Source organism: Bradyrhizobium sp. CFUWI, assembly GCF_056429085.1.
Genome location: NZ_JBWJZE010000008.1, coordinates 78,739 through 97,015, shown reverse-complemented (window position 1 = coordinate 97,015; position 18,277 = coordinate 78,739). Strand labels below are relative to the sequence as shown.

Annotated in this window: 13 protein-coding genes and 1 pseudogene; 9 read left to right on the top strand and 5 right to left on the bottom strand. The window is 64.9% G+C overall.

Translation table 11 applies throughout. From position 1 onward, the window contains the following. Nucleotides 1-2: 2 nt before the first annotated feature. The 3 genes from AC066S_RS18860 to AC066S_RS18850 all read right to left on the bottom strand — a co-directional run bounded on the left by AC066S_RS18860 (nt 3) and on the right by AC066S_RS18850 (nt 2,221). On the bottom strand, nt 3-326 hold the full coding sequence (locus AC066S_RS18860; protein ID WP_135167566.1) for a DMT family transporter: 324 nt from the start codon (nt 324-326) through the stop codon (nt 3-5). Nucleotides 327-337: 11 nt separating this feature from the next. Continuing rightward, a complete protein-coding gene (locus tag AC066S_RS18855) occupies nt 338-1,015 on the bottom strand; it encodes a glutathione S-transferase family protein (protein ID WP_126261635.1) in 678 nt (225 codons plus the stop codon). A 105-nt stretch (nt 1,016-1,120) separates the two neighbouring features. Continuing rightward, entirely contained in the window at nt 1,121-2,221 is a 1,101-nt protein-coding gene (locus AC066S_RS18850; RefSeq protein WP_478270305.1) for an anhydro-N-acetylmuramic acid kinase, read from the bottom strand. A gap of 163 nt (nt 2,222-2,384) precedes the next feature. Here AC066S_RS18850 and tyrS point away from each other — a divergent pair, with 163 nt between their 5' ends. The 5 genes from tyrS to AC066S_RS18825 all read left to right on the top strand — a co-directional run bounded on the left by tyrS (nt 2,385) and on the right by AC066S_RS18825 (nt 9,598). Then, a complete protein-coding gene (tyrS, locus tag AC066S_RS18845) occupies nt 2,385-3,638 on the top strand; it encodes a tyrosine--tRNA ligase (RefSeq protein ID WP_478270304.1) in 1,254 nt (417 codons plus the stop codon). 56 nt (nt 3,639-3,694) lie between these two features. Further along, complete coding sequence (locus AC066S_RS18840; RefSeq protein WP_478270303.1) at nt 3,695-4,954, top strand: MFS transporter; 1,260 nt, start codon at nt 3,695-3,697, stop codon at nt 4,952-4,954. 209 nt (nt 4,955-5,163) lie between these two features. Further along, nucleotides 5,164-5,568: a DoxX family protein gene (locus tag AC066S_RS18835; protein WP_126261631.1), complete on the top strand. Its 405-nt coding sequence runs from the start codon at nt 5,164-5,166 to the stop codon at nt 5,566-5,568. A gap of 371 nt (nt 5,569-5,939) precedes the next feature. Continuing rightward, complete coding sequence (locus AC066S_RS18830) at nt 5,940-7,634, top strand: methyl-accepting chemotaxis protein (RefSeq protein ID WP_478270302.1); 1,695 nt, start codon at nt 5,940-5,942, stop codon at nt 7,632-7,634. Nucleotides 7,635-7,903: 269 nt separating this feature from the next. Next, the gene (locus tag AC066S_RS18825; protein ID WP_478270301.1) at nt 7,904-9,598 is read left to right on the top strand and encodes a methyl-accepting chemotaxis protein; all 1,695 of its coding nucleotides are present in this window, start codon (nt 7,904-7,906) and stop codon (nt 9,596-9,598) included. Between the two features lie 68 nt (nt 9,599-9,666). Here the strand turns inward: AC066S_RS18825 and AC066S_RS18820 are convergent, their stop codons facing one another. Then, nucleotides 9,667-13,485 carry a YhdP family protein gene (locus AC066S_RS18820; protein ID WP_478270300.1) on the bottom strand — a complete coding sequence of 1,273 codons (3,819 nt, stop codon included), beginning with the start codon at nt 13,483-13,485 and terminating at the stop codon, nt 9,667-9,669. A 195-nt stretch (nt 13,486-13,680) separates the two neighbouring features. On the opposite strand from AC066S_RS18820, the gene AC066S_RS18815 reads away from it, so the two are divergent. Continuing rightward, on the top strand, nt 13,681-14,373 hold the full coding sequence (locus AC066S_RS18815; RefSeq protein ID WP_135169605.1) for a peroxiredoxin: 693 nt from the start codon (nt 13,681-13,683) through the stop codon (nt 14,371-14,373). A 111-nt stretch (nt 14,374-14,484) separates the two neighbouring features. Further along, a complete protein-coding gene (locus tag AC066S_RS18810) occupies nt 14,485-15,837 on the top strand; it encodes a M23 family metallopeptidase (protein ID WP_205680550.1) in 1,353 nt (450 codons plus the stop codon). 27 nt (nt 15,838-15,864) lie between these two features. Here AC066S_RS18810 and AC066S_RS18805 read toward each other — a convergent pair. Continuing rightward, nucleotides 15,865-16,013, bottom strand: a pseudogene (locus tag AC066S_RS18805) (ABC transporter substrate-binding protein); the annotation flags it as partial. Between the two features lie 68 nt (nt 16,014-16,081). On the opposite strand from AC066S_RS18805, the gene AC066S_RS18800 reads away from it, so the two are divergent. Together AC066S_RS18800 and AC066S_RS18795 are read left to right on the top strand one after the other, a co-directional pair. Continuing rightward, on the top strand, nt 16,082-16,537 hold the full coding sequence (locus AC066S_RS18800; RefSeq protein WP_478270299.1) for a hypothetical protein: 456 nt from the start codon (nt 16,082-16,084) through the stop codon (nt 16,535-16,537). 48 nt (nt 16,538-16,585) lie between these two features. Continuing rightward, nucleotides 16,586-18,271 carry an efflux RND transporter periplasmic adaptor subunit gene (locus AC066S_RS18795; RefSeq protein WP_478270298.1) on the top strand — a complete coding sequence of 562 codons (1,686 nt, stop codon included), beginning with the start codon at nt 16,586-16,588 and terminating at the stop codon, nt 18,269-18,271. Nucleotides 18,272-18,277 lie beyond the last annotated feature (6 nt).

Below are 18,277 nucleotides of genomic sequence, written 5' to 3'. Positions count from 1 at the left end.
GCTCAAGCAAGCTTGAGCGCGGCGATCCCCATCAACACGAGCGCGATGCCCGCAAGCTTCATCGCGCTCAAGCTCTCGCCGAACAGTACGACGCCCATGATGAACGTGCCGGCAGCCCCGATGCCGGTCCACACCGAGTAGGCGACGCCGACCTCGAGCACTTTCAAGGCGCGCCCGAGCAGGAAGACGAACGCTGCGAGCAGCACAAGCGAAACGATGCTCCAGCCCACGCGCGTGTAGCCTTCTGCATACTTCATCGAGATCGCCCAGCCGACATCGAGCGCACCGGCGACCACCAGCATCAGCCATGCGACAGATGAGGACATTTGCGTTGCGCTCAGGCCGCGAGCTTGAGCAGATGCGCGTCGTGGCGAGCGAGGAAGGCGCGCAGCAATTGCGGATAGTCTTCACCAACAGCAGTGCGGACGCTCGGACGCTTCGCCAGTTCGGCGCGCCATGCCCGGACTTTCGGGACATCGCGGAAGATGCCGTGCTCGGTCAGTTCGTCGAACAGATCGAAATAGCGGAAGACCGGCGCGAACACGGCGTCGACAAGGCTGAATTGCTCGCCAGAGAAGAAGGGGCCTGCGCCAAGCGCGGCTTCGACACGCGCGAACTTCGACACCAGCGCCTGACGCTTGCTGTCGAAGGTCGCCGGATCGGTCGTCGTCTCCAGGCCCCAGAGATCGCCGAGGATCGCCGAACCGAATTCCATCCAGGCACGATGCTCGGCCCGCTTGAGAGCATCCGCCGGATGCAGCCGCGCACCGCCTTGCGTCTCCTCGATGTACTCGCAGATCACGTTGCTCTCGAACAGCGCGACCTCGCCCTGCTCCGTCGTCACCACCAGCACCGGCACCTTGCCGAGCGGCGAGAGTTTTAGAAACCAGTCCGGCTTGTTGGCGAGATCGATGTCGATCCGTTCGAACGGCACGCCCTTCTCCTTCAGCGCGATCACGGCGCGCTGCACGTAGGGGCAAAGCTTGTGGCTGATGAGTTTGAGGGAAGCGGTCATGGCAATGGTCCCGGCGGTTAGATGCAACTGCATCGATATAGATGCATTTGCATTTAACCGTCAAGGTCAGTGCATCTGCATCAACCGCTCGTGATTGGGGCCACCTCAAGGTCTTGCGATCACCCCGCCGGTCATCGGCATCGGCACGCCCGTGGTGGCCGGATACGACAGCGGCAGGCCCTTCAGGCCGCGGGCGGCGAGGAAGCCGAAGGCCTGGGCCTCGATGGCGTCGGACGCCCAGCCGAGTGTCTCGGCGGCCTCGACCGTGGCTGACCCCACCCGCTCCCGCAGCATCCGCAGCATGGTGAGATTGCGGGCACCACCGCCGCAGACGATCCAGCTCCGTGGCCGCCGTGGCAACAACGGGATGACGCGGGCGATCGCCGCCGCGGTGAAGGCGGTCAGGGTCGCGGCGCCGTCGGCCGGCGCGACGTCGCCGAGCTTGAGCGAAGCAAAGTCGTTGCGGTCGAGCGATTTCGGTGGAGGCAACGCGAAGAACGGGAGCTCCAGCGCCCGCGCGATCCAGGGCTCGTCGACCTTGCCGAGAGCTGCGAATTTTCCTTCCGCGTCGAACGCCTGATTCATGGTGCGGTACATGAAATCGTCCAGGAGCGCATTGCCGGGGCCGGTATCGCAGGCGATCAGTGTGTCGCCGTCGATATAGGTGATGTTGGAGACGCCGCCGATATTGACCACGACGATCGGTCCCTCGCGGTCCAGCGAGTTGGCGAGCGCGCGGTGGTAGACCGGTACGAAGGGCGCGCCCTGCCCGCCGGCCTCGACATCGGCGGCACGGAAATCATACATCACGGGAATATGGATCGCTCTTGCCAATGCAGGGCCATCACCGATCTGCACGGTCAGCCGCTTTTCAGGCCGGTGCAGCACGGTCTGGCCGTGAAAGCCGACGATGTCGATGTCCTCCGGCCTCATACGGTTCTGCGTCAGGAAGCTGGCCACCGCCTCGGCATGGGCCTGCGTCACCGCCCGCTCGGCCTCGGCCAGAATGCCTGGGCGCGCATCGCGCTGGGTCAAATGCACGGCTTCGCCCAGGGCCTGACGCAGCAGATTGCGCTCCGCAGGATGATAGGCCCGGTAGCCGGACGGCCCGAACGCCTTGACCTGTTTTCCATCGGTTTCGATCAGCGCGACATCCACCCCGTCCAGCGAGGTGCCGCTCATCAGACCGAGTGCCGTCAACATCATGGATCAGCGTCCTCAAGACCCGTTCCGGCATGCCGATCTTGTGCCAGAGGGACACATCTTATAATGCCACAGCGCCAAGTGGCGGGCGGCCATCGGGTTCCAACGCAAGACCCTTAAATTGCCCCCAAAACAGTAAACCAAGAATTGTTGGGCATGCCGACAGATGACTGTATTTAAATCGGATTTCCTCAATATCCTGCAGGAACGTGGGTTCATCCACCAGTGCTCCGATTTCGAGGGGCTGGACGCGCTCGCCGCCAAGGGCGAAGCGACCGCCTATGTCGGCTACGATTGCACCGCCCGCTCGCTGCACATCGGCAATTATCTGACCATGATGATGCTGCACTGGCTGCAGCAGTCCGGCAACAAGCCGATCACGCTGATGGGCGGCGGCACCACCATGGTCGGCGATCCCTCGGGCAAGGACGAGACGCGCGCGATGCGTACCGTCGCCGAGATCGAGGACAACAAGGCCTCGATCCGCGGCGTGTTCGCCAAGGTGCTCAACTATGGCGAGGGCAAGAGCGACGCCATCATGCTCGACAATGCGGAGTGGCTGACCAAGCTGAACTGGATCGAGATGCTGCGCGACGTCGGCCGGCACTTCTCGGTCAACCGCATGCTCACCATGGACTCCGTGCGGCTGCGCCTCGAGCGCGAGCAGGAGATGAGCTTCATCGAGTTCAACTACATGGTCTGCCAGGCCTACGACTTCGTCGAGCTCGCCAAGCGTACCGGCTGCAAATTGCAGATGGGCGGCTCGGACCAGTGGGGCAACATCATCATGGGCGTCGATCTCGGCCGCCGCATGGGCACGCACCAGCTGTTCGCGCTGACGACGCCGCTGCTGACCACCGCGTCGGGCGCCAAGATGGGCAAGACCGCGCAAGGCGCGGTGTGGCTCAACGCCGACCAGTTCAGCCCTTACGATTTCTGGCAGTACTGGCGCAACACCGAGGATGCCGACGTCGGCAAATTCCTGAAGCTGTTCACGACGCTGCCGATCGCCGAGATCAAGAAGCTCGAAGCGCTCGGCGGCTCGGAGATCAACGAGGCCAAGAAGGTGCTCGCCACCGAAGCGACCGCGCTGCTGCACGGCCGCGACGCGGCAAACGAAGCTGCCGAAACCGCGCGACGCACCTTCGAGGAAGGCGCGCTCGCCGAGAGCCTGCCGACCGTGGAAATTCCGCGCGGCGAACTCGACGCCGGCCTCGGCGTGCTCGCCGCCTTCGTCAAGGCGGGCCTCGTTGCCTCCAATGGCGAGGCGCGGCGGCAGATCAAAGGCGGCGGCCTGCGTGTGAACGACGCGCCCGTCACTGACGAGAAGATGGCGCTCTCTGCGGCCAATCTGACGCCGGAAGGCGTGATCAAGCTGTCCTTCGGCAAGAAGAAGCACATCCTGATCAAGCCTGCATAGGCGTATGAGCTTTTCGCTGCTTGTCAGGGTGCGCGGATGCGCGCTCCCTGACGGCAATGGACCAGAACACGCCCAGGGAAACGCGCAAGGAACAAGCCGGAAGCGCCAAGCGCGAGGCGGTGCGCACCGCCCTCGTGGTGCTCTGCCTTTGTTTTACGCTGGCGGTTCTGGGCCGCGGGCTCAGCGAGAGCTTCACCGTTTTCTTGAAGCCGATCTCCGAGAACTTCGGCTGGGACCGCGCGCAGGCCGTCTCGATCTATTCCCTGACCTGGCTGATCAGCGGACTGACCGCACCGCTGGTCGGGCGCCTGTTCGATCATACTGGCCCGCGCATGGTCTATGCGCTCGGGCTGTTCCTGCTCGGCTCAGCCTTCCTGATCGCAAGCCGGGCCCAGGCGCTGTGGCAGTTCCAGCTCTCGATCGGCCTCTGTGTCGGCATCGGCGTTGCCTTCATCGGCAACGTGCCGAACTCGATCCTGCTCGGCCGCTGGTTCGGACCACGGCTGCCGACCGCCATGGCGGTGGTCTATTCGGCGATGGGCGGCGGCGTGCTGGCGCTGCTGCCGGCCTCGCAGCTTCTGATCGATCATCTCGGCTGGCGCGAGACCTACCAGGTCTATGGCCTTGCCGCGCTCGCGCTGCTGGTGCCGCTGCTGCTCCTGCCCTGGCGGATGTTTGCGGCCGGCTCGCCGCATGTCGCCAAGAGAAGCGATCCTGACTTCATCGACAACGGCTGGACGCTGGCGAGCGCGATGCGCCACCATGCCTTCTGGGCGCTGTTCTCGACCTTCTTCTTCACCGCGGTCGGCATGTATGCGATCGCCGCGCAGATCGTCGCTTATCTGATCGACGCCGGCTTCCCGCCGCTCCAGGCGGCGACCGCCTGGGGGTTTTCGGGAGTCGCGCTGGTGTTCGGCATGCTCGGCGTGTCCGCACTTGACGGGCTGATCGGGCGGCGGCCGTCGGTGCTGATCAGCTACGCCATCTCGATCCTCGGCATCGTGCTGCTCTGGCTGCTTCAGTATTATCCTGATGTCATCCTGCTCACGGGCTTCGTGGTCTGCTTCGGCAGCATGATGGGCTCGCGCGGGCCGCTGATCACGGCGACCGCGATGAAGATCTTCCGCGGCAAGCGGGTCGGCACGATCTTTGGCACCATCTCGATCGGCAGCGGCCTCGGCTCCGCCTTCGGCTCATGGAGCGGCGGCCTCATCCACGATGTCACGCACGGCTACAATCTGCTGCTCGTTTTCGCACTTGCGAGCGTGATTCTCGGAATGATTCCATTCCTGATCGTTCCCGCCTTGCGGGAGTAAGTCTCCCCGACGTAACTTGCATCCCTCGATGTCACCGGGGAATTACGCATGACATGCGGGCACCATCCGCAAGAGCTCGGGCACGAACGGACGAACTGCGGTGTCTTGTCCGACATGACGAAAATGTCAGCGCGAAATTGCTCTGGGGTGACTTGCGAGGCGGCGCTGAATACGATCCTAGTCGCGCATTGGATGGAGGGCACAAACCAATGGACTTTCCCTATCTCACTCGCTTTCAACCGGTTCTCCTGAGCCTGTTTCGCTTCATGACCGGCCTGTTGCTGTTTCAGTACGGCGTCGCCAAGATCTTCAAGTTTCCGGTGCTTCCCTACTTCGCCAACATCCCGCCGCTGATCTGGACGGCTGGCGCGCTCGAACTCGTGCTTGGCGCGCTCCTGATGATCGGCCTGTTCACCCGTCTTTCCGCTTTCATCCTCTCGGGCGAGATGGCCTTTGCCTACTTCATGGGCCACATGTTCAAGGGTGAGACGCCGGTGTTCCTGCCGCTGCTCAATGGCGGCACCGCGGCGATCCTGTTCTGCTTCGCCTGCCTCTATCTGTCGGCAGCCGGCGGCGGCTCGGTCAGCGCCGACGCGGCGATGGGCAAGAAATAGCACAAACTTCGTGCGGCGCTGACGCGCCCCGATTTGACAACAAACAGGACGGCACCGGCAACCGACGGTGCCGTCTCAGCGCGCCCCCAGCACGTTCCAGATCAGAACGAGGGCCGCGACGAGCAGCACAGACATGATGATGCGATGAACGAATCGAGTCATTGCAGGTCCAGTCAGGCTCTTTAGCTCCCAAAGTCCAAGATCGATTCTTTCCCCCAGACGGGCTTGAGCCCGTCGGCAAGGCGATTTGCCTGCACGATTGCGCATGAGGCTGCGGACGCCGCGCGCGGCAGGCCGCCGCATGCTACGTTCATGATTGGTAAGAACTTCATGCTACCCAGGCGAGCAATAACCATTCCGTAGGGGCTGTCATGAAGCTGCTGAGCCATCTGAAGATCCGCACCAAGCTTGCCAGCATGGTCTGCCTTGCAGCCCTCACAGTCACGGCCATCATCGGCGTATCCTCCGTGCTCAGCAAGAGCCGCATGATGGAAGACCGCGTCCAGCAGATGCGGACCGCTGTCGAGTTGCTCTACAATTACGCACAATCGCTTCAGGACGAGGTTGCCGCCGGCAAGCTGACATTGGCCGATGCCAAAGCCCACTTCCACCAGCGCGGACGCCGCATGAACTTCAACGGCAACCAGGGCTACCCCGTCGTCTACAATTCCGACACGTCGCTTCTGTTGAACGGCGCCAACCAGCAGCTCGAGGGTAAGATCACCGGGGCCAAGGATTCCAACGGCGTCCTGATCGCCGACGCCATTGTCAAGGCGGGTGAGCAGACCGCGCAGGGTGGGGTCACCTCTTATCTCTACCCCCGTCCCGGCCAGACCGAGCCGGTCCGCAAGACCGTGTACGCGCGCAAATTCGCGCCCTGGAACGCGACCATCAGCTACGGCCTCTATGTCGACGACATCGACGCCGACGTGCGCGCGCTGACGCTCGAGCTTGCCGCGATCGGCACCGGCCTGATGCTGCTGATGGCGGCACTGTCCTGGCTGATCGCCCGCGACGTGCTCGGCGCGCTGGAGCGCCAGAAGAACCGCATGCAGGAGATTTCCGAAGGCGCCATCGACAAGCCGGTCGAGGAAACCGACCGCGGCGACGAGATCGGCCGCATGGCCGAGACCCTCGAGGTGCTCAGGCAGACAGCTTTGACGGCCCGCGCGCTGGAGGCCGAACAGGCCGCCACCAAGACGCGCACCGAGCAGGAGAAGCGCGAGGCCCTGATCGCGCTTGCCGACCGCTTCGATGCCTCCGTCGGCCAGCTCGTCGGCCTGATGGCTTCCGGCTCCGGCGAGCTCGAGCATACCGCCAAGTCGATGTCCTCGACCGCCGAAGGCACCAACCGCCGCGCCGCGTTGGTCGGCACGGCCGCCACCGAAGCCAGTCAGCGTGTCCAGACCGTCGCGGCCACCGCCGAGGAGCTCTCCTCCTCCATCACCGAGATCAGCCGCCAGGTCACCCAATCCGCAGAGGTCACCGGACGCGCGGTCGACAGCGCCCGCCGCACCGACACGATCGTGCGTGCCCTTTCGGACGGCGCCCAGCAGATCGAGCACGTCGCCGAGCTGATTTCCAACATCGCCGCCCAGACCAATCTGCTCGCGCTCAACGCCACCATCGAGGCGGCGCGCGCTGGCGAAGCCGGCCGCGGCTTTGCCGTCGTCGCCTCCGAGGTGAAGTCGCTGGCGAGCCAGACCGCCGAAGCCACCCGCGAGATCGGCGACAAGATCGCCCAGATCCAGGGCGCGACCAAGGAGGCCGTGGACGCCATCGGCGGCATCACCGCCACCATCGAGGAGGTCAGCCGCATCGCCACCTCGATCGGGGCCGCGATCGAGGAGCAAGGCGCCGCCACCGCCGAGATCGCCCGCAGCGTCTCGCAGACCGCGGAGGCGACCAAGGAGGTCACCACCAATATCGGCGGCGTCTCCACCGCCGCGAACGAGACCGGCAATGCCGCCGGCATGGTGCTCGCCGCGGCCAGCAACCTCTCCAAGCAGGCCGAACAGCTCTCCGGCGAAGTCGGGACGTTCCTGGCAGGCGTGCGCGCGGCGTGAGCCGCGCGACATCCGTGGTCCAAACACGACGATGCATCGACGAATCGATGCATCGATTGAGCCGACGCTCGACCACATAAACACGACCACGATCCATATTTTTCCGGACACGTCGCCGCAGTCGTCGACCTCACATCTGCATATGCGTGTCCACGGCTGCGCCGATTGCGGAGCGCCTGAACGCGACGTCTCCTGCGTTCAGGAATGGTAAGAACTTCCTGATACGACTGCGCGAGAACAAGCATTCTACAACCGTTCCCGAGGCCGTCATGTCGCTGCTCAGTCACCTGAAGATCCGCACCAAGCTCGCCAGCATGGTCTGTCTCGCGGCGCTGACCGTCACCGCTCTCATCGTCGGGTCGAGCTATCTCAGCAAGACCCGCATGCTCGAAGATCGCGCACGCCAGATGCAGACGGCGGTCGATCTGCTGCACGGATTCGCGCAATCGCTTCAGGACGAGGTGACCGCCGGCAAGATGACGCTCGCCGATGCGCAAACCCAATTCAAGCTGCGCGGCCGGCAGATGAAGTTCAACGGTGGCCAGGGCTATCCCGTCGTCTACACCGCCGATTCAACCGTTATGATGAACGGCGGCGCGCCTCAGCTCGAGGGCAAGAATAACGGGATCAAGGATGCCAATGGCATCGTGATCGGCGATGCCACGGTCAGCACGGCCAAGCAGGCGCCTGAAGGCGCGATCCTGTCCTATCTCTTCCCGCGTCCGGGCGAGACCGTTCCGGTTCGCAAACTGGTGTTCGCGCGCCACTTTGCACCATGGAACGTCGCGATTGCCTACGGCCTCTATGTCGACGACATCGACGCCGACGTGCGCGCGCTGACGCTCGAGCTTGCCGCGATCGGCACCGGCCTGATGCTGCTGATGGCGGCACTGTCCTGGCTGATCGCCCGCGACGTGCTCGGCGCGCTGGAGCGCCAGAAGAACCGCATGCAGGAGATCTCCGAAGGAGCCATCGACAAGCCGGTCGAGGAGACCGATCGCGGCGACGAGATCGGCCGCATGGCCGAGACCCTCGAAATCCTGCGCCAGACAGCTTTGACCGCCCGCGCGCTGGAGGCCGAACAGGCCGCCACCAAGACGCGCACCGAGCAGGAGAAGCGCGAGGCCCTGATCGCGCTTGCCGACCGCTTCGATGCCTCCGTCGGCCAGCTGGTCGGCCTGATGGCCTCCGGCTCCGGCGAGCTCGAGCATACCGCCAAGTCGATGTCCTCGACCGCCGAAGGCACCAACCGCCGCGCCGCGTTGGTCGGCACGGCCGCCACCGAAGCCAGTCAGCGTGTCCAGACCGTCGCGGCCGCCGCCGAGGAGCTCTCCTCCTCCATCACCGAGATCAGCCGCCAGGTCACCCAGTCCGCAGAGGTCACCGGACGCGCGGTCGACAGCGCCCGCCGCACCGACACGATCGTGCGTGCCCTTTCGGACGGCGCCCAGCAGATCGAGCACGTCGCCGAGCTGATTTCCAACATCGCCGCCCAGACCAATCTGCTCGCGCTCAACGCCACCATCGAGGCCGCGCGCGCCGGCGAAGCCGGCCGCGGCTTTGCCGTCGTCGCCTCCGAGGTGAAGTCGCTCGCGAGCCAGACCGCGGAAGCCACCCGCGAGATCGGCGACAAGATCGCCCAGATCCAGGGCGCGACCAAGGAGGCCGTGGACGCCATCGGCGGCATCACCGCCACCATCGAGGAGGTCAGCCGCATCGCCACCTCGATCGGGGCCGCGATCGAGGAGCAAGGCGCCGCCACCGCCGAGATCGCCCGCAGCGTCTCGCAGACCGCGGAGGCGACCAAGGAGGTCACCACCAATATCGGCGGCGTCTCCACCGCCGCGAACGAGACCGGCAATGCCGCCGGCATGGTGCTCGCCGCGGCCAGCAACCTCTCCAAGCAGGCCGAGCAGCTCTCCGGCGAAGTCGGGACGTTCCTGGCAGGCGTGCGCGCGGCGTAGGCCGTGCAGAGATTCAATGCGATCGTCGTCATGCCCGGGCATGACGACGGAAACGATCGCGCCCGCTCCTACCGCCGCGCGAGGCTGCAACCGCTCGAGAGCTGACGTGTCGAGCCGCCCGAACCGTCGTTCGACTGCGAGGGGAATTCCTCGAACGGCGTGTTCTGCTTACCGGTGTTGAACTCGAAGATCTTGCGGAACACACCCGGCACCATGGCCGAGACCGGATTGACGCGCATCACGGGCGCGGCCGGCGTGCCGATGACCTCGTAGGTCACGCCGATCAGTCCTTCCTTATCGCCACCGCCCAGGAACAGCCCGAGGACCGGGATCTGTCCGAACATGTTGTTCAACCCGTACATCGGCACGAAGGTGCCGCTCATGCAGACCTGGTTGCCGGGATAGTCGATCGAGCCTTCGATGGTGGCGCCGATCATCGGGCCCTTGACGACGCCGTCGCGGATCGTCAGCGCGCCGTTCTGCCGGGTGAACTCGGCGCGAAGCGCACTGAAGGAGACGCCGTTGCCGGTGCCGTTGGGCGCGCCGGCGGCCACGCGTTCGAGCTGCGCCTCGCCCTTCACCGTGAAGTCACGGACGTTGATGAGGCCCTCGCGCGAGGTGTTCGGCTCGGATGTCGGCGGCTCCATCGCCACCACCATCTGGCCGCCGACCGCCTTGGTGTAGGTGTCGGTGAAGCGCAGCAGCGCGCCGGCATCGTTGGTCTGGAGATAGATCACCTCGCGGCTGCCCTGCGCCCGCCCACCGCGCAGATCGGCCGCCACCGGCGTATCGCGGCCGATCTTGCCGCTCAGGCTGAAGGCCTTCATGGCGCCGTTGCGCTTCGACATCTTGGCATCGACGCTGCGCATCGCCTCGCCGTTGAAACCCGCGACGGCACCGAGCTTCACGTCGATGTCGAAATCGACGTTCTTCATCTTGTTGTTCTTGTCGTCCTTGGAATTGCCCGAAATCGCCGATTTCAGGAAGCCGCGGCCATCGAACACGTCGCCGCGTATCGTGCCCCTGATGACGCCGTCCTGACCACGCTCAGCCTTCAATGCGGTCTTGTCGCCGTCGGACGGTGAATAGATCGGGAAGTTCGCGTTCACGAGGTCGCCGTTCGCGTCGACCTCGAGCGAACCCTTGATCGAGGCGCCGCCGCCTTCGATGACGATGTCCTCGAGACGCGTCGATTGCGCGGTCGGCACGACCTTGAAGCTGGCCTTGCCCGACTTGCCCGGCAACTTGACCCAGCCCGGCAGGATGTTGTCGAGCTTGACCGACGTCAGGTCGGCCTCGACGCCGAGCTTCGTGGTCTGGTCGGGACCGCCGGCGATCTTGCCCGACAGCTTGATCGGCAACGATCCGCTGACGGCGGGGCTGAGATCAAATCCGAGGCGCGCGCGGCTCGCATCGTCCAGCGTCGCCTGCAGCCTGACGTCCGCATCGCCTTCGGTCGGCTTGCGATAGTCGAGCGAGGCCGCCTGCCCGTTGATCTTGACGTCGCCCTTGACCTGATAGCCCTGGTTGTTGGCGACGATCTTGAGGCTGTTGGCCTCCAGCTTCTGGTTCATCACCAGCTTGTCGGCGGCAAAGCCGTTGAGGTCGGCGGTGACGGCATAGATGGTGTCAGCCTTGGTCAATTCGCCCTTGACCGGCAGGCCGAGCTGGATGTTCGCCGTGAATGTCCCCTTGCTGGTGTTGGGATCGACCATTGTCGACGAAAGATCGCTGAGGCGGTCATTGGCCAGCATTTCAGCCGCCGCGGGCACCGGACCATCGACGCGGAATCTGGTCCGCGACGGCGACGGCTTCGGCGCCATGTCGGGCACCTCGAAGACGAAATCGGAGATCGTGATCTTGCGGCCCGCAGGCGTATCGGCAATGCCCTGGCCGATCGTCACGGTCGCGGTGCGGCCGGTCACGCGCGCCTTCAGATCGGCATCGTGCACGACCGGCATGCCGTCCACGGGGCGGACCGCGACGCCGCTCGCCACGATGTTGACCGACAGCCCGCCGTCGGGGATGGGCGGGCCCTTGCGCGGAAGATTCTTCGTCGGCGAATTGATGCCGATCTCGATGCGCTGGAGCGTACCGCGCTCGATCCGGTCGATCACCCATTCGCGCAACTCGGGAACGACCAGCGTCGGCCACATCCGCTTCAGCGCGGAAGCCGACATCGGCGTTCCCGCAAAGCCCAGCGTCAGGCGCGGCTCGCCCGAATAGTCGATCGCACCGGTGCCGGCGACGCCGATCTCGCCGTTGCTGATGTCGGCCTGCGTCAGCAGGAAGCGCTTGTGGTCGGTATCGAACCGGAATCCGATCGCGATGCGGTTGAAGACGAGCGGCGGCTCGTTGTCGATGCCGCCGAGCAGGATCGACCCGCCGCTGAAGCCGAGCTGCCAGTCGTTGACCGTGCCGTTGGGCGGCTCGAGATGGGCCAGAAGCGTCAGCCGGTTCGCGCCCGACAGGACCTTGAACGGCGCGACCAGCACCCGCCGGTTGGCATCCCACTCGACATTGATCTCGGCCTGGTCGATCGCCATCGGATAGTCGGGCGTGTCGGTATCGATGATATTGCCCGCGCCGACCGCGATCTTGCCGCGGAAGAAGGTCGGCACGCCGTCGCGGCCGAGCTCGCCCTTGAGCTCGCCGGTCAGCGGCAAATCGGCGGTATAGGTGAGATCCTTGACCCGCAGCGCCAAGAGGATGTTGGAGGTCGAGACCTTGTCGGCCTTGATGTCGACCGAGCGCACACCATTCTCGGCCGGACCGATCGTGGCCCGCAGCATCCAGGGCCGCGCGCCCTCCTCGCCGAGGCTGAGCGTGACGCCGCCGCGGCTCGGCCGGCGCAGGCTGAGCGTGATGTTCTCAAACGACCATTTGCTGCCGCGCTGCTGATCGTCGACGATCAGATTGCCGTTCTTCAGGCCGATCTCGTTGAGGTTCTGGCCGTCCAGACCGGTCATGCTGAGGCTGTCGAGCCAGTCGAGGCCCTGAAGAATGCCGCTCTGCGCGGTCGCCTGGGGCGCGGCCTGGGAAGCGGCTTGAGACGGATCCTGGCCCGCGGGCGCCGTGGCGAAAGGCGGCGGTGGGACGCTGTTGCGCGGGAATGTCGGCGGCAGGCCGGCATCCTTCTTCGAGGCCACGCCGGTGGCCAGCGGCTTTGCGGTGTCGCCGGCCGACACCGTGACAGTGCCGTCGGGCGCGATCCGGATCGCGAGCTCGGCATCGACGAGATTGAGGCTCTCGGCGCGCAGGTGCCCCATCAAGAGGCCCGCCCCCGACAGCTTCACCTCGGCCTTCGGCGCGCTGGCGACGATGGCGTGATCGCGGTCGCGGACGATGATGTCACGGATACGGACGGCGATGCGGACCCGCCCGGCCCGCTCGATCTGGGTGCCCCCGATCTCAACCGTGTTGCCGTGACCGATATTGTCCTCGATCGCGGCGGCCAGCCACGGCGTTGCGATGTCGAGATTGATGGGACCGGCGCCGAGCCGCCACCACAGCGCAGCGAAGCAGCCGACGAAGATGACGGCGAGAGTCCCGACGACAAGGACGAGTCGCTTCAGCCAGCGATCGGCGGCCAGCCAGCGGCGCAGCGCGCCAAACCCGTCGCCGAAGCGATGAAAGCCCGAGTTGGAACGCGCCAACAGCCGGCGCGCGCGATGGCCCGCGGCCGCCTCCTGATCCGGATCCCAATCGGCGTCGTCCCATTCCTGCGGCTGTTGATCGCCGCGCCGATCGAAGTCCCGATTGTAATCCTGGGGCGACTTATCCCTTGCCATTGCCTCTCGATACAGGCGCCCGTCGTGAGATTGAGCACCGCCGGGACCGCAGCCGCCCCCGGGAAGCAAAGCTCCCCGCGCCGGCACTGCAGCCATACTTCGAATATTCCTGCTGTTCGTCATTTCGCCCCGGGAGCGCGTTCAACGAGCAGTGGGGTGGTGCGTGGAATTCCTTGTAACCATACTCCGGCGTCGTCAGACTTGCCCAGCCAAGGGCGCCAGTCCGGCATACCGGACGAGAGCTGCAATACCGCTTCGGTTGACCCGCCGAAAGCGTCGAAAGGAAGGCGTATGTCCAAGAAATCCCAAAAGAAATCGTCCAAGGCGCCCTCCGGCGGTCCGACGGCTAAAAAGAAGACCCTGAAAGCGCGGGCATCGACTCAAGCAAAGTCCGCAACGATGCAGCGGACACCGGCGAGCAAATCAACCGGGACTTTAGCAAAAGCAGGATCACATAAGGCCGCATCGAAACAGTTAAATTCCTCCAAATCGGCATCCGCGCCCACGACGGCGGCGAAGGCCGGCCTGGCCGAGGGCCAGAAGGCCCCCGCCTTCCGCCTGCCCCGCGACGGCGGCGACGTCGTCACACTGGCGGACTATGCCGGCCAAAAGCTGGTCCTGTTCTTCTACCCCCGCGCCGACACGCCCGGCTGCACCCGGGAGGCGATCGACTTCACCCGCCTCGCCGGCGCTTTCGCGGCCGCCGGCACCGCCGTGCTCGGGATCTCCGCCGATCCGTTAAAGGCCCAGGAGAAGTTCCGCGACAAGCACTCTCTCGGTGTCCCCCTCATCTCGGACGAGCAGCACGAGATGCTGGAAGCCTATGGCGCCTGGGGCGAAAAGTCCATGTACGGCAAGAGCTTCCTCGGAATTCTTCGCACCACGATCCTGGTCGGAGCCGACGGCAAGGTGGCCAGGATCTGGCGCAATGTCCGGGTCGACGGGCATGCCGACGCGGTGCTGGAAGCGGCAAGAAGCCTTTAACCAGTCCTTTGAATTCGCCTGTTCCCGTTTCCGGAAAATTAACCATGACCGGCCCAGATTGCTGCGACAATTAGGGCCGTACGGACTCATCCGACCGGCGCGGGAGTGCCGATGTCGAAAAGTTCTGCCCAATATTCGCAGTACCCCCAACATCATCCGCACGACCATGGCCGGGGCTTCCAACGCCGTCCCGCCGTCGCGGCCGCCGCAGCGATCCCCCTTCCCGCGACCGACGATGCCTACACCATCGTCCATGCCGGCAAGCAGGTCCGCTTCGGGCCCGTGGTGTTCTGGATCGTGGTTGGAACGGTGGTGCTGCTCGGTCTCTGGTCGGCGGCGACCGCCACCTATTTTGCCTTCCGAGACGACGTCCTGACCCGGCTGATCGCCCGCCAGGCCGAGATGCAATACGCCTATGAGGACCGCATCGCCGAGCTGCGCGCCAAGGTCGATCGCACCACCAGCCGGCAGCTGCTCGACCAGGAACAGTTCGACCAGAAGCTCGACCAGATCATGAAGCGCCAGACGGCGCTGGAGTCCCGGGCCACGGCGCTCGGCGCCATGCCCGACGTGACCGGCTCGATTCCCCGTGCGACCCCACAGCGCGGTGATTCAAGCCAGAGCACGCCAAAGCCCTCGCCGATCAGCGACACCGTGATCTTCGTGGCGCCGCCGGATCGTGAGGCGCGGCTCGAATCGCGCGCCCCGGCCGTCGTGGCTCCCCAGGCCAATCAATTTGCGAAGAACCACGGCTTCGACAACGTCCTGGTCCGGCTCACCACCTCGCTCGATCAGGTCGAACGTCGCCAGATGGCGGCGCTCAGCGCCGTCGAGGAAAGCATGGATTCACGCATGCGCCGGATGCGCGGCGTGGTCAGCGATCTCGGTCTCAATCTCGCCAGTCTCGAAGCCGCCGTGCCGCGCAGCGCAATGGGCGGACCCTTCGTTCCCATCAAACTGACCGCCAACGCCGGGCCGTTCGAGAAGCAGCTCAATCGCATCAACATCACCCGCGCCGAGATGGATCGCCTCAACCGCACGCTGGCGCTGGTGCCCTACCGCAAGCCCGTCGTCGGCGAGGTCGAGTTCACCTCCGGCTTCGGCGTCCGCAGCGATCCCTTCCTCGGCCGGCCTGCGATGCATACCGGCCTCGACTTCCGCGCCGCCAGCGGCGATCCGGTTCGCGTCACCGCCAACGGCAAGGTCGTTTCCGCCGGCTGGTCCGGCGGTTACGGCCGCATGGTGGAGGTCGATCACGGCAACGGGCTTTCGACCCGCTACGGCCACCTCTCCGAGATCAACGTCAAGGTCGGCGAGATCGTGAAGATCGGCCAGGTCGTGGGTCTGGTCGGCTCGACCGGTCGCTCCACCGGTCCGCATCTGCATTACGAAACCCGGATCGAGGGCGAAGCGGTCGACCCGCAGAAGTTCTTGCGCGCCGGCGTCCGCCTCAGCGCGGGCTAGGGCCGACGCCCGCTGACTATTGGCTGCGCGCGTGGGGCCGACTTCCCCGGCGATGACATCACTGAACCGCTCCCACGCCTGCCCGTTGAACCGCATCAGCTGCATCTGCTCGATCGGGAAATGGGAAAAAATCGTTCGGTTGAGGCGTTGACCATGATGCCCGGCAGCATCAGGTCGCCCCGGCGAGCTTGAGCACCGACGCGACCGAGGTCGCGGTGCTCGCTGGGGGCGCCTTGAAACCGCAGTGAAAATCTCCTACTCGTTCCCTGTGCTGCACGACCTACCTCAACGCCTTCGCCAGATCGCCAGAACGACCATGTTCCTGGCGATATCGGCCTTTGTGCTTCAAGGCGCCCTCATTTCGGTGTCTCAGGCGGAAGCTGCCTTGGGTGCCATGCCGGAACCGGCGGTCGCCTTGAGCGGTTCCGTGCATTTTCACGATCAACTCGCGGGTCACGTTCACTCGCACGACGGCGACAATGCAGAAGGCCATGTTCACGACGGACCGGACCACGATGATGATGGTGGTCCAAAGTTGACTTGGAGCATATTTGGCAGCTCCATCGCGTCGCCCGGATTGGCCGTTCTGGCAACCCCGTTCGCCTTGCTTGGTGGTGTCGAACTGCCGGCCGTGCGGGTCATCGATGGCGTCAGGCCCGAAGGTCTCATCCGACCACCAAGTACCCTCAGCATCGCGTAATTCGGGCGGCCTTTCGGCCGCCGTTTCGCATGCCTGAAGGGATTTTCCATGTTGACGACACAGTCCTGCCCGAAAGGGCAGCTCGCGCGGCTTGGGCTGGCGGTCCTTGCTTGCTTGGCGAGCTTGATCTTTGACTGCGCCGGCTCCTGCGCACATGAGGGCCACGATCACGGAGAGACCAACAACGCGGTCTCATCTGCATATCCGAGAGTCGCTGCGCGATCCGAGCTTTACGAGATCGTCGGGATTCTCAGGGACAACCAGCTTTCGATCTACCTAGACGATGCCGTAACCAACGAGCCTGTCGCGGATGCGACCTTGCAGGTGACGGTCGGCGATTCCACCGCCGTCGAGGCCTCGAAGGCAGGAAGCGGTCTCTACACACTCGCCTTGCCTGTTCAGCCGGCCCAATCCGTGGAAGTCATCTTCTCAGTGTCCGCTCAAAAGGGCGACGATCTCCTGGTTGATTCATTGGCTGCGCCGCAGCCGGCCAGCCCGCCTCAAGCGCACGAGCATGGCTGGCTTTCCTCCAGTCGTCTCGTGCCAGCGCTTGCCGTTGGGGCTGCCGGCCTCGCTCTGCTTCTTGGCTATTCAATACGGTCGGGCAGCAGACTTGCGGCGACAGTCTCGACAGTGGCGTCGACCATAATCGTTGTTCTCGCCGCGAAGTCGTTCGGCGAAAGCCAGACCGGTGCGAACTACCCTCGTCCAGCCGAACCACCGGCGCTGAGCGATGCGCCGAGGCGCCTGCAGGACGGCTTCGCCTTTGCCGCCAAACCGACCCAGCGCTTGCTTGATGTACGCACCGCGGTGGCCGAACCGCAGACGATCCGCCCCGCCGTCAACCTGATCGGCCGCGTCATTGCCGATCCGAACCGCAGCAGCATCGTGCAAAGCATCTACGGCGGCCGCGTCATTCCCAATGCTGGCGCGATAGCGCGCATCGGGCAAACGGTCGCGAAAGGCGACGTTCTCATCCAGATCGAGCCCCATTTGCCGATTGCCGACCGCACGACGATTCTCGAAAAGGTCGGCGAGATCGAACAGTTGATGGCGGTCACGGAGAACAAGCTCCGCCGCCTGCGGCCGTTGGCAGAGCGAGGCGCCGTCCCGCAGGGGCAGGTCAACGACCTCGAAAGCGAACTGGAGGGGCTGCAGGCGCGCCGCGAAACCGTTCGCAATTCCCGCACCGGCTTTGAGGAGCTGCGCGCATCCACCGACGGCATCATCACCGCGGCCAAGGTCGTGCCAGGGCAGGTGATTCAGCCGCAAGACGTTCTCTTCCAGATCGCCGACCCCAAGAGCCTGTGGGTTGAAGCGCTGGCCTATGAAGACATCGGGCTGAAGGTTCCTGAAGCGGCGACGGCGATCGCGCCGAACGGACAGACGATTGCGCTGTCTCATGTCGGAACGAGCCGCGCATTGCGGCAGCATGCGTCCGTCGTTCAGTTCGCCATCCAGGAGCCGCCGGCAGGCCTCAACATCGGCCAGCCCCTGAACGTGATGCTTCAGAGCGGCGCGCCCGTTTCCGGCCTGATCTTTCCACGCGACACTGTCGCGCGAAGCAGCAACGGGGAGAACATTGTCTGGCTGCACACGGCCGCCGAGCGTTTCGAGCCACGCCCGGTACGGGTTCTTCCGGTGGACGCAGCACGCGTGCTGATTGCATCGGGCCTCAGCGGAGGTGAGCGGGTTGTCGTCCGCGGCACCGACCTCATCAACCAGATCCGGTAGGAGCCG

Coding starts and splice junctions, on each gene's coding strand:
- AC066S_RS18860 (WP_135167566.1), bottom strand. CDS start 326: ATGTCCTCATCTGTCGCATGGCTGATGCTGGTGGTCGCCGGTGCGCTC.
- AC066S_RS18855 (WP_126261635.1), bottom strand. CDS start 1,015: ATGACCGCTTCCCTCAAACTCATCAGCCACAAGCTTTGCCCCTACGTG.
- AC066S_RS18850 (WP_478270305.1), bottom strand. CDS start 2,221: ATGATGTTGACGGCACTCGGTCTGATGAGCGGCACCTCGCTGGACGGG.
- tyrS (WP_478270304.1), top strand. CDS start 2,385: ATGACTGTATTTAAATCGGATTTCCTCAATATCCTGCAGGAACGTGGG.
- AC066S_RS18840 (WP_478270303.1), top strand. CDS start 3,695: ATGGACCAGAACACGCCCAGGGAAACGCGCAAGGAACAAGCCGGAAGC.
- AC066S_RS18835 (WP_126261631.1), top strand. CDS start 5,164: ATGGACTTTCCCTATCTCACTCGCTTTCAACCGGTTCTCCTGAGCCTG.
- AC066S_RS18830 (WP_478270302.1), top strand. CDS start 5,940: ATGAAGCTGCTGAGCCATCTGAAGATCCGCACCAAGCTTGCCAGCATG.
- AC066S_RS18825 (WP_478270301.1), top strand. CDS start 7,904: ATGTCGCTGCTCAGTCACCTGAAGATCCGCACCAAGCTCGCCAGCATG.
- AC066S_RS18820 (WP_478270300.1), bottom strand. CDS start 13,485: ATGGCTGCAGTGCCGGCGCGGGGAGCTTTGCTTCCCGGGGGCGGCTGC.
- AC066S_RS18815 (WP_135169605.1), top strand. CDS start 13,681: ATGTCCAAGAAATCCCAAAAGAAATCGTCCAAGGCGCCCTCCGGCGGT.
- AC066S_RS18810 (WP_205680550.1), top strand. CDS start 14,485: ATGTCGAAAAGTTCTGCCCAATATTCGCAGTACCCCCAACATCATCCG.
- AC066S_RS18795 (WP_478270298.1), top strand. CDS start 16,586: ATGTTGACGACACAGTCCTGCCCGAAAGGGCAGCTCGCGCGGCTTGGG.